Source organism: Lacinutrix chionoecetis, from assembly GCF_053604665.1.
In genome coordinates this window covers 175,017-188,911 of sequence record NZ_JBSHNQ010000087.1, presented here as the reverse complement: position 1 = coordinate 188,911, position 13,895 = coordinate 175,017, and the positions used below count along the sequence as shown (strand labels likewise).

14 protein-coding genes are annotated in these 13,895 nt (G+C 33.1%); 4 read left to right on the top strand and 10 right to left on the bottom strand.

Going from position 1 to position 13,895, the window contains the following annotated elements; genetic code table 11:
• The first annotated feature begins 63 nt into the window (after nucleotides 1-63).
• Entirely contained in the window at nucleotides 64-1,119 is a 1,056-nt protein-coding gene (locus ACVC43_RS15720) for a 2Fe-2S iron-sulfur cluster-binding protein (RefSeq protein ID WP_452225497.1), read from the top strand.
• A 241-nt stretch (nucleotides 1,120-1,360) separates the two neighbouring features.
• Here the strand turns inward: ACVC43_RS15720 and ACVC43_RS15715 are convergent, their stop codons facing one another.
• Together ACVC43_RS15715 and ACVC43_RS15710 are read right to left on the bottom strand one after the other, a co-directional pair.
• Nucleotides 1,361-2,377, bottom strand: a complete 1,017-nt coding sequence (locus tag ACVC43_RS15715) for a glycosyltransferase family 9 protein (RefSeq protein ID WP_452225496.1) — start codon at nucleotides 2,375-2,377, stop codon at nucleotides 1,361-1,363.
• Nucleotides 2,378-2,464: 87 nt separating this feature from the next.
• Nucleotides 2,465-3,070, bottom strand: a complete 606-nt coding sequence (locus tag ACVC43_RS15710; protein ID WP_452225495.1) for a DUF4254 domain-containing protein — start codon at nucleotides 3,068-3,070, stop codon at nucleotides 2,465-2,467.
• Nucleotides 3,071-3,145: 75 nt separating this feature from the next.
• On the opposite strand from ACVC43_RS15710, the gene upp reads away from it, so the two are divergent.
• Nucleotides 3,146-3,805, top strand: coding sequence for a uracil phosphoribosyltransferase (upp, locus tag ACVC43_RS15705; RefSeq protein WP_452225494.1), 660 nt, complete (start codon nucleotides 3,146-3,148; stop codon nucleotides 3,803-3,805).
• Here the strand turns inward: upp and ACVC43_RS15700 are convergent.
• A complete protein-coding gene (locus ACVC43_RS15700) occupies nucleotides 3,794-4,717 on the bottom strand; it encodes a DUF6427 family protein (protein WP_452225493.1) in 924 nt (307 codons plus the stop codon). The genes upp and ACVC43_RS15700 overlap by 12 nt on opposite strands.
• A 46-nt stretch (nucleotides 4,718-4,763) precedes the next feature.
• Here ACVC43_RS15700 and ACVC43_RS15695 point away from each other — a divergent pair, with 46 nt between their 5' ends.
• Nucleotides 4,764-4,991 (top strand): DUF6341 family protein, encoded by a 228-nt coding sequence (locus ACVC43_RS15695; protein ID WP_452225492.1) that lies wholly within the window; start codon nucleotides 4,764-4,766, stop codon nucleotides 4,989-4,991.
• On the opposite strand, the gene purD is transcribed toward ACVC43_RS15695, so the two are convergent.
• Nucleotides 4,986-6,257 (bottom strand): phosphoribosylamine--glycine ligase, encoded by a 1,272-nt coding sequence (gene purD / locus ACVC43_RS15690; RefSeq protein WP_452225491.1) that lies wholly within the window; start codon nucleotides 6,255-6,257, stop codon nucleotides 4,986-4,988. The genes ACVC43_RS15695 and purD overlap by 6 nt on opposite strands.
• 64 nt (nucleotides 6,258-6,321) lie before the next feature.
• Between purD and ACVC43_RS15685 the strand changes: the two genes are divergently transcribed.
• Nucleotides 6,322-7,632: a phenylacetate--CoA ligase family protein gene (locus ACVC43_RS15685; RefSeq protein ID WP_452225490.1), complete on the top strand. Its 1,311-nt coding sequence runs from the start codon at nucleotides 6,322-6,324 to the stop codon at nucleotides 7,630-7,632.
• On the opposite strand, the gene ACVC43_RS15680 is transcribed toward ACVC43_RS15685, so the two are convergent.
• The 6 genes from ACVC43_RS15680 to ACVC43_RS15655 all read right to left on the bottom strand — a co-directional run bounded on the left by ACVC43_RS15680 (nucleotide 7,613) and on the right by ACVC43_RS15655 (nucleotide 13,895).
• Nucleotides 7,613-8,392, bottom strand: a complete 780-nt coding sequence (locus tag ACVC43_RS15680) for a glycosyltransferase family 2 protein (RefSeq protein WP_452225489.1) — start codon at nucleotides 8,390-8,392, stop codon at nucleotides 7,613-7,615. The two genes, ACVC43_RS15685 and ACVC43_RS15680, sit on opposite strands and share 20 nt — an antisense overlap.
• Before the next feature lie 2 nt (nucleotides 8,393-8,394).
• Nucleotides 8,395-9,804: an exopolysaccharide biosynthesis polyprenyl glycosylphosphotransferase gene (locus tag ACVC43_RS15675; RefSeq protein ID WP_452225488.1), complete on the bottom strand. Its 1,410-nt coding sequence runs from the start codon at nucleotides 9,802-9,804 to the stop codon at nucleotides 8,395-8,397.
• A gap of 3 nt (nucleotides 9,805-9,807) precedes the next feature.
• Nucleotides 9,808-10,800, bottom strand: coding sequence for a UDP-glucuronic acid decarboxylase family protein (locus ACVC43_RS15670; protein WP_452225487.1), 993 nt, complete (start codon nucleotides 10,798-10,800; stop codon nucleotides 9,808-9,810).
• The gene (locus tag ACVC43_RS15665) at nucleotides 10,800-12,098 is read right to left on the bottom strand and encodes a UDP-glucose dehydrogenase family protein (protein ID WP_452225486.1); all 1,299 of its coding nucleotides are present in this window, start codon (nucleotides 12,096-12,098) and stop codon (nucleotides 10,800-10,802) included. The genes ACVC43_RS15670 and ACVC43_RS15665 overlap by 1 nt, the downstream gene beginning before the upstream one ends.
• Before the next feature lie 70 nt (nucleotides 12,099-12,168).
• Nucleotides 12,169-13,296 (bottom strand): DegT/DnrJ/EryC1/StrS family aminotransferase, encoded by a 1,128-nt coding sequence (locus tag ACVC43_RS15660; protein ID WP_452225485.1) that lies wholly within the window; start codon nucleotides 13,294-13,296, stop codon nucleotides 12,169-12,171.
• Nucleotides 13,296-13,895, bottom strand: a complete 600-nt coding sequence (locus ACVC43_RS15655) for a sugar transferase (protein WP_452225484.1) — start codon at nucleotides 13,893-13,895, stop codon at nucleotides 13,296-13,298. Before ACVC43_RS15655 ends, ACVC43_RS15660 begins: the two co-directional genes overlap by 1 nt.

Here is a 13,895-nt window from a genome sequence, read left to right as displayed (position 1 = left end):
AGTTTTTGTTACAATCAAAATAGAATTAATTTCTTGTTCACTATTTTTGTTAAAAAACAAAGTATGTCTCATTTTCATAAACTCTCAATAAAAAATATTCAACGTTTAACAGAAGACGCTGTAGCAATCAGTTTTTTAATCCCTGAAAGCCTAAAATCTAATTTTAGTTTTACCGCTGGACAGTACGTTACTTTAAAAACCACCATAAACGGTAAAGAAATACGACGAGATTACTCCTTATGTGCATCGCCAAAAAGTGGTGACATAACTGTAGCTATAAAAAAAGTGGAACATGGAACGTTTTCAAAATTTGCTAATAGTACACTACAAAAGGGAGATACAATAGAAGTTGCCGAACCTCAAGGTCGTTTTATTTTTAAACCCAACCCATTAGAAACAAGAACAATTGTTGCTTTTGCAGCCGGAAGTGGTATTACTCCTGTTATAAGTATTGCAAAAACTGTTTTAGAAGAAGAACCCAACAGTAAATTTGTTTTGGTTTACGGCAATAAATCTACAGATGACACGATGTTTTTAGAGCAATTGCTTAAACTACACCATGACTACAAGGAGCGTTTTGATATTCAGTTTGTGTTTAGTCAAGCTAAAGAGCCTGATGCTTTATTTGGACGTATTGAGAAAAGTACAGTCAATCTTATTATAAAAAACAGGTATAAGCACAAAACCATTGATGCCTTTTATCTTTGCGGACCAGAAGCAATGATTAATACGGTTAAAGACGTATTATCCGAAAATGGAATTGCCATAGACCTCATTTTTTATGAACTTTTTAAAGTCGCAAAAGCACAACAGGCTATTGAAAGCGAAGTAAACACTGGAGAAACTAAAATAAAGGTAATCGTTGACGATGAAGAAGAAACCTTTACAATGCCTCAATCTCAAACCATTTTAGAAGCTGCATTAGATAACGATTTGGACGCTCCTTATTCTTGTCAAGGTGGTATTTGCAGTAGCTGTATAGCAAGAGTTACAGAAGGTACTGCTGCCATGAGACAAAACAATATTTTAACAGATAGTGAGGTCGCAGAAGGGTTGGTTTTAACATGCCAAGCACAACCAACAAGTGCTAATATTGTTGTAGATTATGACGATGTTTAAAACAATAGTTTTACAAAAGAAGCACATTAGCTGTTTTTTTAGCATTTTATCGATTTAACAAAAAAACATAACATATTCAAATATTTATGACGTTTAACTGTATAGATTTGTCTACAGGTTCTAACGCTAAATTTATTAGTTTAAGGGATAAAACAGTTTATATTTTTATAATGTTATGCAACCTAAAAGCCTCACTTAATCGTGAGGCTTTGCTATTTTAGGTATTATTTAGGAACAAAGTTTACAGCAGGGCTTCAATCTTTTTTATTACCGTTTCGGGTGCAATAGTTCTTGCCGCTTCTTTATAATGTTCTGGATATTTATTACCATAAACAGAGGTAGGAATTAATGGAAACTGACTTCTATTTGGTAATAAGCTGTAGTCTTCGGGTTGGTGAAAAGGTGCAAAACCAGCAAAAGGGTGCGTAACACTCCATATGGTTACAACTTTTCTTCCCAGGAAGGCTGCGATATGAGCGTTACCAGAGTCCATGGAGAGCATAACATCTAAATTTGAAATCACGTCAAGCTCTTGATCTAATGTGAGTTTTCCTGCAAGATTAATAACATTCTCATATTTATTTTGAAACTCATTAAGCATTTTTATCTCTTTTTTTCCACCTCCAAATAATAAGATTTTATGGTTTTTAGATAATTGAGCAATAACACGCTCCATTAAATCTAAAGGATACATTTTAGATTGGTATTGTGCAAAAGGCGCAATACCAATCCATCGCTTATTATCTTCTCCTAAAAGTGCTTGTGTACGTTGTTCCAGCTTAGATTGTTCTGGAAAATTTGGGTTAGAAAGATTTAAGGTATACCCTAAACTTCTAAAAACATCTGCATAGCGTTCGTGCGTTGTTTTTAATTGCTCGAATGTTTCACCTGCTATCAAGGCTTGTTTTTCGCTTCTACCCTTATTAATTTGCTTGAAAGTTTTTCCGAAGAAAAAAAACTTTAAAATGTTTGTTCTTAACACATTATGTAAATCGGCAACTTGATCAATGCCTAAAATTTTTAATTCTTTAGAGAGTTTGTAAAGACCAATTACACCTTTGTGTTTGCCTTTTAAATCTGCCGAAAAAACAGTAACATTTTTTAAATCTTTAAAAAAAGGTTTGAAAAATTCCCGCGTTAAAACTGTGAGTTTAATATTAGGATATTGCTGTGTAAAAGCGCGCAAAACAGGAACAGACATAGCTACGTCTCCCATTGCCGAGAGTCTAATAACTAAAATATGTTTTGGTTTTGGCATTATAAATGGCTGTAGAATACTGCGCTGTCGATGTATTGTCGTTTGTAATAATAATTATCGACTGCGTACAGACTACGCGTACACGTTTTACTTTTCTCCTCTCAATACAGGATTAAGCTCATCGTCATTATACATTTTCATTTGCTTATACACTTTCATGTATTTATCGCCATTACTAATATCCTGTAACAGCGTGTCTATTGCTGTAGATAAATCCACGCGTTGCTCTAATAATATGTCGAGTTTTTTCTGGCAGGCAGCTCGGTGCGCATCAGAGGCATTTGTTCTATTGGCCTCTTCTTCCATATGGTATACTTTAAGTGCTAATATGGACAACCTGTCTATTCCCCAAGCTGGACTTTCGGTATTTATTGTTGCATTTTCTTTAACTTCAACATCTTTATATTTCTCTAAAAAATAACTATCAATATACTCTACCATGTCTGTTCTGTCTTGGTTCGAGGCATCGATTTGGCGCTTAAGTTTTAAGGCAGCAACAGGGTCTATTTGTGGATCGCGAATAATATCTTCGTAATGCCATTGTACGGTATCTATCCAACATTTTCTGTATAGCAAATGCTCCAGTAAATCGGTTTTATCATATTTATTTGTAAAAGTCTGATCTACAGTGTTGATTTCGTGATATTTGGCAATTACACCTTGAAAAATAGCATTGGCTTTTGTTGAAAACATATTCATTTAATTTTTAAGTCTGTAAAATTACGTATAAATATTTAACTTTACCATTCTCTAAAATAGTTATAGCGCATGCACATTCATAATTTAACCCAAAACAATTCTATTTTAAATACTTTTATTTCAGAATTACGGGATGTTAATATTCAAAAAGACCGAATGCGCTTTAGACGCAACATAGAACGTATTGGAGAGGTTTTAGCGTTTGAAATGAGTAAATCTTTCAGCTTTAAATCACAAAAAGTAAATACACCTTTAGCTGAAGCTGAAGTACAAATTCATACTAACACTATCGTTTTATGTTCCATTTTAAGAGCAGGAGTGCCCTTGCACAATGGGTTATTAAATTATTTTGATGATGCAGATAATGCCTTTATTTCTGCCTACAGACATCATTTAAAAAATCCTGAAACGTTTGAAATTGTTGTAGAATATCTGGCTTGCCCAAATTTAGAGGGTAAAACGCTTATTCTTGCAGATCCAATGGTTGCGACTGGGCAGTCGCTAGTTGCCACTTACGAGGCTTTAAAACCTTTTGGAACGCCTAAAGAAATACATTTGGCTGCTGTTATTGGTGCAGAAGAGGGCATTAATTTTGCGGCTAAACATTTTCCCGAAAATACCCATTTATGGATTGCTACTGTAGATAAAAAACTAAATAATAAAGGCTATATAGTACCTGGTTTAGGTGACGCTGGCGATCTGGCTTTTGGTGAAAAATTACAACAGTAGCAGGACAACTGGGATAATAAAAATTAATAAAACAAACAGCTCTTTAAACCACCGCTCTTCGATGGTTTCTACATAGTTTGAAATTATAATGGTTAATGGCGCAAATAAAAACAAAAATTCACTGCCATTTTTATTAGGCTCTATAACCACTATTACCAAAGCTATTACACAAGCTATAAATACTACTTTGTAAGAAGGCCTGAAGGTTTTCATTTTCTTCCTAATATCCTTTAAATAAAAGAGCGAAGACCATATCCCAAAAGATAATAACATAGTAATGACCACAATAAATTGAATAGAATTATAGGCACTAAAATCTAAACTCATTTGTGGATTTACATTTAGCGTAGTAAAAAAATCGTCATTATATATAATTGAGAAACCTATGGAAATGACTGCTATGGCTGCCAGCCCTAAAAACGGAATAATCCAGTTTTTAACTTGAGATTCGGCGTAAAATAACAGGGCAAAAAAGACTAAAATAAAAAAGAGCAAGGCCCAAAAATAAAAAACACTTGCCAAGCCTATTAAAAAACCAGCGTCGAAAAGTTTTTTAACATGTTCTTTTTGTGTTCGCAGGCTAATAATTCGTCTTAAAGCTAATAGTATAAAAAAATTAGACAAAATTATTTCCCAATTTAAAAATATTTGTGGCACAGCCAGTATAAAAGCGCTAAATAAAAGCACTTCGGCGTTTCCTTTTTGAGATAAGGAGTTTTTAGTAACTATAAAATCGACAAGTAAAACCGACACGTAACAGCATATAAAAATAGCTGTAAATTTAAAAATTGAAAGCGTAGATAAAGGTATTTCAGCAAACTTATAAATAGCAATTAGTAACGCCAGAAAGGACAACACAAAAACAATTAAAAAATTAATTGGTTTAGATTTACTAAAAATACTTGTTATCATTATCTGTTTTTGTATTTTTGCTCTTTAAAGATACTACAAATTTATTATGAAAGACTTATTTTACGCCATTCAGGACTTCTTTGTAAACGTTGCTTTTGCTCCTTTAGATGCTTTAAGAGCTTTAGAACTTGAAAATTGGTTTCTGGCTAACTTTTTTAACTGGATATTAATGATTGTTGGCGCTGTAGCGATGGTTTACTGGATGTTACAACTAAAGAAATTTAACGATAATAACGAAGAAGATAAATCTATCTCTTCACATTCTTATTTATAAATCGAAACCAATATCTTTTCGATAATTCATCTTATCAAAATGTAGTTTTTCTATATTTCGGTAAGATTTTTTTATGGCTTCTTTGTAGGTTTCCCCATAGCTTGTAATGGCCATTACACGTCCTCCAGAAGTAATAATTTTACCATCTGTTTTTTGTGCGCCAGCATGAAAAACAATGGAATCTTCAATCTTTTCCAACCCTGTAATTTCTTTTCCTTTTTCGTAAGCTTCAGGATAACCTCCAGATACTAACATGACTGTTGTTGCAGCACGTTCATCTATTTCGATGTTGATTGTATCTAACGTTTGATTAGCAACCGCTTTAAAAACCTCAACTAAATCGTTTTTTAAACGTGGTAAAACCACTTCTGTTTCTGGGTCACCTAAGCGCACGTTGTATTCTATAACAAAAGGATCGTTTCCTACTTTAATAAGTCCAATAAATACAAATCCTTTATATGGTAAATTATCTTTTATTAAACCGTTAATAGTAGGGACAACAATACGTTCTTCTATTTTGGATAAGAATACTTTATCTGCAAAAGGAACAGGAGAAATGGCTCCCATTCCACCAGTGTTTAAACCTGTATCTCCTTCGCCAATACGTTTATAATCTTTTGCGGTAGGTAAAATTTTATAGTTTTTACCATCGGTTAACACAAAACAGCTTAGTTCAATTCCGTCTAAAAACTCTTCAATAACAACTTTGGTACTCGCCTCTCCAAATTTGGCATCAACAAGCATGGCTTTTAGTTCTGTTTTAGCCTCCTCTAAATCTCCTAAAATAACTACACCTTTTCCTGCTGCCAAACCATCTGCTTTAAGTACGTAAGGTGGGTTTAATGTTTCTAAAAAAGCATAGCCTTCTTCTACGTTATTTGCATTGAAACTTTTATAGGCTGCTGTTGGAATATGGTGTCTAAATAAAAATTCTTTTGCAAATTCCTTGCTGCCTTCTAGTTCTGCGGCTGCTTTTTGCGGACCAATAACGGCTACGTTTTTTAACGCTTCATCATTTAAAAAGAAATCGTGAATGCCTTGCACTAAAGGGTCTTCTGGCCCTACAACAACCATTGTAATATTATTACTTAAAACAACCTCTTTAATGGCTTTGAAGTCGGTTACACTCACAGGAACGTTAGTTGCGATAGTAGCTGTCCCAGAGTTTCCTGGTGCTACATAAAGGTTTCTGCAATTATTACTTTGTGCAATTTTCCAAGCGATGGTATGTTCTCTTCCTCCAGAACCGAGTATTAAAATGTTCATTGTTGTAGTTGTTTGCGCAAAAATAATTATTTACTTTACAAATTCATATTTATATAATTTTCTTTTGAATCTATTTGAACTTTCTTTAAAATTAAAAGGCTTTCCTATTAAAAAAGCTAAACTTGCTTTAGAAAAAATTATACTATTAAGCACCACAGAGAAAGCAGACTATATTTTAAACAAAAGGCAGGCTATTGTAGCTCACCATTTACAGCATAATGCCTTTTATAAATCGTTTATTGGTAATGTGGATGTAACAGATTGGAACGCTATTCCTGTGTTGTCTAAACGCGATTTACAACAACCATTAAACAATAGATTATCTCAAGGGTATTCCACTAAAAATTGCCAGGTTAACAGTACTTCTGGGTCTTCTGGATACCCATTAACCTTTGCAAAGGATCAATTTTGCCATGCGTTATCATGGGCTATTTTTATGGACCGTTATTCGTGGCACAAATTAGATTTAAACAACTCGAAACAGGCACGCTTTTATGGGATTCCGCTAAATAAAGTGAGTTATTACAAAGAACGATTAAAAGATAAATTAAGTAAGCGTTTTCGGTTTTCGGTTTTTGATATGAGTGATAAGCAACTGGCTAAAAATGTGGAGTTATTGAGCCATTCTGATTTTGAATACCTTTACGGTTATTCTAATGCATTAACACTTTTTGGAAAATTTTTAGAACGAAAAAACATGGTGTTAAAAGATAAATGTAAAACTCTTAAAGCTTGTATTGCCACCTCTGAAACGTTATTTGAAAATGACAAAAAATTACTTGAGAAACAGTTTGGAGTGCCTGTTATAAACGAATATGGTTGCGCCGAATTGGGTTTAATTGCGTTTCAAAATTTAAACGATGAATGGCTGATTAATAGTGACGATTTATACATTGAAATTTTAGACGATAACGGTAACATTTTACCCTATGGAGAACAAGGTAGAATAGTAATAACATCGCTCTATAACAAAGCGCATCCGTTTATTCGTTACGATTTAGGTGATATAGGAACGCTTTCTAAAAACAGTACTTTAAGTAGACCAATTCTAAAATCTTTAGCTGGCAGAACTAATGATACTTTGCATTTACCAAGCGGAAAAACTGCTGCAGGTTTTACTATGTACTATGTCACAAAAACGGTAATTGAAGATGCATCTAAAATTAAAGAGTTTATGTTAGAGCAGTTTAAACTCGACACTTTTAAGGTGAGTTATGTTGCTGAAGAACCTCTTTCTGAAACACAAAAAACAACCATAAAAAAAGCACTTAACGACTATTTAGAACCAGGATTAACGGTGTCTTTTGAAAGAAAAGAAAGTTTACAACGCAAAGCAAGCGGCAAAGTGAAGCAGTTTATTTCTTATGTAGAGTAACTGTTTGTTTCCTTTTTACCACAAAATGTTCCCATAAAAAAATAAGCATAAAATACAGCGATTTAACTGTAGAAAAACCTAAACCTTTTTTATATACCCAATAGTTGTGTTTTAATAATTCTACTTTATTCGAAGACATTGAATTCTCTCGAACCCGATAATAGGCTAACGATTCTTGAATACCTTGAGCAGGTTTCTTTGACGTTTTTATAGCATTGAGCCATAGTAACCAATCTTGACGTTTACGCAGGTTTGGAGACATTATCTTTCCTAAGGTTTTAGCATTATAAATACCTGTTAGGTTTCCTATATAATTACTTTTAAGATATTTTTTATAGGTTAAAACGGGTAAAGCTTGCACTAATTTATGGCGTGGCCTTCCGCTTTCGTCTATTTGTTCGTAACTGCTATAACTAACATCGCAGTTTGCTTTTTGCATAAATGTAATTTGAGTTTCAAGTTTAGCAGGTTTCCAAAGATCGTCTGCATCTAAAAATGCAATAAAATCGCCATTAGCCTCCATTATGCCCTTATTTCTTGAAACGGCTGCACCTTGGTTTGTTGAGTTTTCAAGCAACTTAATGTTATTGTATTTAGTAAGATAATTGTTTATAACAGCAAGTGTATTGTCTGTTGAACAATCGTCTATTAAAAGCAATTCCCAATGAGGGTAGGTTTGATTTAATACTGACTGAATGGTCTGGCTAATAAACGCTTCGGAATTATATAGTGGTGTAATGATAGAAACGAGTGCGCTCACAATTAATAGGCTTTTTCTTGTCCTCTAAATATATTTAAAACCGTTTGAATAATGATTTTAATATCTAATAATATAGACCAGTTCTCTATGTAAAAAATATCGTATTTAATACGATTAATAATATCTTCGTCTGTTTTTATTTCTCCTCTATAGCCTTTAATTTGTGCTAAACCCGTTATTCCTGGTTTTGCATTATGGCGGAAAATAAAATTGTATTTATCAATTTTTTTCGAATAATCTTCGGTGTAGGATAGCATGTGTGGTCGCGGTCCAACAACAGACATATCGCCTAAAAGCACATTTATAAATTGCGGTAACTCGTCGATGCTAGTTCTGCGTAAAAACTTACCAATTTTAGTTACTCTGTTATCATTTTGCTTAACATAAGTTCCTTTTTCCTCCTTTATTGTTCTAAGCGACCTGAATTTATAACACGTAAATTCTTTATAGTTTATACCGTTACGCTTATGAGTGTAAAACAATGGGCCTTTAGATTCTAATTTTATTAAAATAAATAAAATTAAAGACACCCAAGACAAAATAAATACAATCACTACTAATGAAAACAGCACATCGAAGGTTCTTTTTACTAGTTTGTTAAAATCGTGGTTTAAAGCTACTTGTTGTATAGATAATACGGGTAAATAGTTGTAAAAATCTGTTTTTAAACGCTTTGTAAATAGTTTTTTTGTTTCTGGAATAAATTTAATATTACAATGGTGTATGTTAGCGTATTTTACAAACTTATTTACTTCATTTTCAGAAAGCTCGTCTATGGCGCAGTATATTTCGTCTATACCAGTAGTATCTTCTAAAAACTGAAAGCTTTCTTTTATATTTCCGGTAATGTCTTTTGCTAAGCTATCACTAAAGCGACCCAAGAGCCTATATCCTAATTCTTTTTTATTTTGAAAAATAAATTTAAGTTCCTTGGCGCCTTCAGTATCACCTATAATAACAACACGACGAATGTTGCCTTTTAGTTTTAAACGGTAAGTTTTAAGTAAATAATAGCTTAATAATTTAACAAATCCTATAATGGCAAAAGAGCCTATTAAATATTTAAAAGTAATAAATGCCTGAATATTTATACTTCTAAATACACCAATAAACGCATAAACTAATATGCCAAAAATTAGAAATTGTTTAATTAAAAGTGAAATAATATTTAATACCGAAGTATACCGATATACTCTGTAAAAACTAATAAACGATGTAGAAAACATCCACACAATAATAGAATAAACAATAAATAATAAATGCTTATTATTAAAGAAAGCTGATGAAAAGAAGTATAGGTTTTCCTGATTAAAATTGAAAGAATAAAACGCCAGAATGTTAATAATAAACAAGTCGAATAGCACCAACAAAGGCCTTATTAACCACGAATATCTTCCGCGTGTGTATTCCATTGACTATTTGTTATTATAGCTTGAAAAATCTTTGTGCTCACTTTTGTAAAGTTCATCCTCACTTAAATTTTTAAAATAATCAAAAGTCATTTTCATTCCTTCTGCTCTCCCAACTTTAGGTTGCCAGTTTAATATTTTCTTTGCCAAAGAAATATCTGGTTGACGTTGCATTGGGTCGTCTACTGGCAAATCTTTATATATAACTTTTTGGGTTGTGCCTGTAAGTTTTATAATTTCTTCAGCAAAATCCTTTATCGTAATTTCATGAGGATTACCAATATTTACAGGGTAACTGTAATCGCTTAATAGTAACTTGTAAATGCCTTCAACCTGATCATCTACATAGCAAAAAGAACGCGTTTGAGAACCGTCTCCAAAAACGGTTAAATCTTCTCCTCGTAGTGCTTGTCCCATAAAAGCCGGAATTACACGACCATCGTTAAGCCTCATTCTTGGGCCATACGTATTAAAAATACGTACGATTCGTGTTTCTAACCCGTGAAATCTATGGTAAGCCATTGTAATGGATTCTTGAAAACGTTTGGCTTCATCATACACGCCTCGTGGACCAATTGTGTTTACATTGCCATAATAGTCTTCGGTTTGTGGGTGTACTAATGGATCTCCATATACTTCGGATGTTGATGCAATGAGTAATCTTGCTTGTTTGGCTTTAGCCAAACCTAACAAATTATGTGTACCCAAAGAGCCAACTTTTAGTGTTTGAATTGGAATTTTTAGATAATCTATTGGGCTTGCAGGAGATGCAAAATGTAAGATGTAATCTAAATTGCCTTCAAAATCTATAAATTGTGTGACATCGTGTTTTATAAAACGAAAATTGGGGTTACTGTAAAGATGCTCAATGTTTTTTTTATCGCCAGTAATAAAATTATCCATACCAATAACCTGGTAACCTTCTTTTATAAGGCGATCGCATAGGTGAGACCCCAAAAACCCAGCTGCTCCTGTTATTAGTACTTTTTTTAATTCCATTATCTTCCTATTGAAATGTATTTAAACCCTTCGCTCTCAACATCTTTAACATCGTAAAGGTTGCGGCCATCGAAAATGACATTGCTGTTCATTGCAGCTTTCATTTTTTCGGTATTTGGTGTTCTAAAAATGCTCCACTCTGTACAAATTAATAATGCATCTGCATTATCTAAAGCATCGTACATGCTATTGGCAAATGTAATTTTATCTCCTAATTTTCGTTTTACGTTAGGCATGGCTTCTGGATCGAATGCCTTGATATTAGCACCAGACTCTAGTAAACTATCTATCATATACAGCGATGGTGCTTCTCGAATATCGTCGGTTTCGGGCTTAAATGCCAGTCCCCAAATGGCAATATTTTTTCCTTTTAAATTATTATTGAAATGGGCTTTAATTTTAGGTATTAATATGAGCTTTTGTTTAGCATTTACATTTATAACTGCATCTAAAATTTGAAAGTCGTAATCATTGTCTTTACCAGATTTGTGAAGTGCTTTTACATCTTTTGGAAAACATGAGCCTCCATAACCAATTCCAGGAAAAAGGAAACGTTTACCTATTCGGGAATCTGTTCCCATACCTATTCTCACTTTATCTACATCTGCACCAACTTTTTCGCAAAAGTTGGCAATCTCGTTCATGAACGTAATTTTTGCTGCTAAGAATGAATTTGAAGCGTATTTTGTTAATTCTGCAGACTTCTCATCCATTATAATTATTGGGTTTCCTGAACGTACATAAGGCTTATAAAGCTTCTCCATAAGCTTTATGGCTTTGTCGCTACTAGCTCCCACAACAATACGTTCTGGCTTTAAAAAATCGTCTACGGCGAAACCTTCTCGCAAAAATTCTGGATTAGAGACTACATCGAAATCTACTGTTGCATGCTTTGCAATTGCTGCTTTTACTTTGTCTGATGTGCCTACGGGAACTGTACTTTTATCTACTATAACTTTATAGTCTTTTATAATCTTACCAATATCGTCTGCAACACCTAAAATATACTTTAAATCGGCAGAACCGTCTTCGTCTTCTGGTGTTGGTAAGGCTAAAAACACAATGTCTCCATGTGCTAAACCATCGGCTAAATTAGTTGAAAATTTTAATCGGTTTGCTTTAATATTTCGTTCGAATAAAACATCTAAATGCGGTTCGTAAATAGGCACTTTGCCTTTTTGCATTTGTTTTACTTTATTTTCATCTATGTCTATACAAAGTACATCATTACCTGTTTCTGCAAGGCATGTTCCTGTAACCAAGCCAACGTATCCCGTACCAATTACTGCTATTTTCATTTATTATTAAATCTTATTGAGCAAATATAAATAAAGTGTAGGGAATAATAACATCTGTAAGACTTTAGACTTATATAAACTCATTTAATGCAGATGAAATTCTGTTTTTATCGTCTTTGGATAAATTAGACCCAGATGGCAAACACAATCCTGCGTTAAACAAATTTTCGGAAACTGAGCCACCAAAGTATTTAGCGTTTTTAAATACTGGTTGCAGGTGCATGGGTTTCCAAAGTGGTTTGGCTTCTATATTTAATGTTTGTAAATGCACAATAACATCGGTAACGGTGAAGTTCACTTGTTCATTTATAAAAACAATGTTAAGCCAATAGTTGGATGAAAAATCTATTCCTGGAGCTTTAAATAAGGTAAAGTTCTTTGATTTTTCAAATAATGCATCGTAGAAATTATAGTTTTTTTTAAGTTGTTTTAATCTGGTCTCTAACAATTTAATTTGTGCGCAACCAATACCTGCTAAAACATTACTCATTCTATAATTATAGCCTATTTTAGTGTGTTGATAATGTAGCGCATCTTCCTTTGCCTGAGATGCCAAATGAATAATTTCATCTTTTTCTTTTTGTGACTTACTAATTAAAGCGCCTCCTCCGGTTGTGGTAATAATTTTGTTTCCGTTGAAGGAGAAAATAGCATAATCACCAAAAGTACCGCATTTTTCAGATTTATATGTGGAGCCTAAAGCTTCTGCTGCATCTTCAATTAGAGGAATATTATAGTGTAAAGAAAGATTTTTAATGGCATCGATTTTTGCAGGCATACCATATAAATGAACTACTATAATTGCTTTTGGTTTTTTATTTTTTTTTATGCCCTCTAAAATTGCTTTTTCTAAAAACTCAGGACACATATTTAGTGTCTCTTTTTCACTATCAATAAAAACGGGATTAGCTCCTAAATAGGCGATTGGGTTAGCCGATCCACAAAAGGTTAGGCTTTGGCATAATACCTCATCGTTGGGTTTTACTCCTAATTTAATTAATGCTAAATGGATGGCTGAGGTTCCAGAATTTAAAGCGGTAACCGAAACTTTGTCTTCTAAGTACGATTCAATTAATGTTTCAAAATGGTCGACATTTTCGCCAGATGTAGTCATCCAGTTACTTTTGAATGCTTTATTAACGTATGCTATTTCTTTGTTTCCTATGTGTGGTGGAGAAAGCCAAATTTTTGAATTCATTATACGCTAAATAAAGTCTGAAACATGTATTTAATATCTTTAAAAATACTATAGTTTTTAATATATTCTTTATTTATAGCTACCTTTTTTGGCCAAAGAACATTTTTACTGTAGGCTTCAGGGTCTGTTTGTTTTTCTAAAAGGGTTTCTTCATTTTTAAAATATAAAGTTGCTGGGCCAGTAATACCAGGTTTTACATTAAGTATTATACGGTCTTCATTTTTTAATGTGTTGGCAAAACCCTCTACATCTGGTCTTGGTCCTACAAAACTCATTTGCGCCATTAAAACGTTATATAGTTGTGGTAACTCGTCTAATTTGTAACGCCTTAATACACGTCCTAATGGTGTTATTCTGCTGTCGTTTAAAGTGGTAACGGTGGAGGTTTTATTGGGTATTTTTTTCATGGTTCTAATTTTATAGAGCATGAATGGTTTTCCTAAATAACCTATTCTTTTTTGAGAAAATAAGCCTAAAGACCTGGTGCTAAGAGAAGCCAGTATGATTAATAAAATAATAAACCAAGATAATGAGATTAATAAAAAAATTGAAAGTATAATATCTATAGCTCGCTTTATTATTTTATTGGAGCGTGTCAT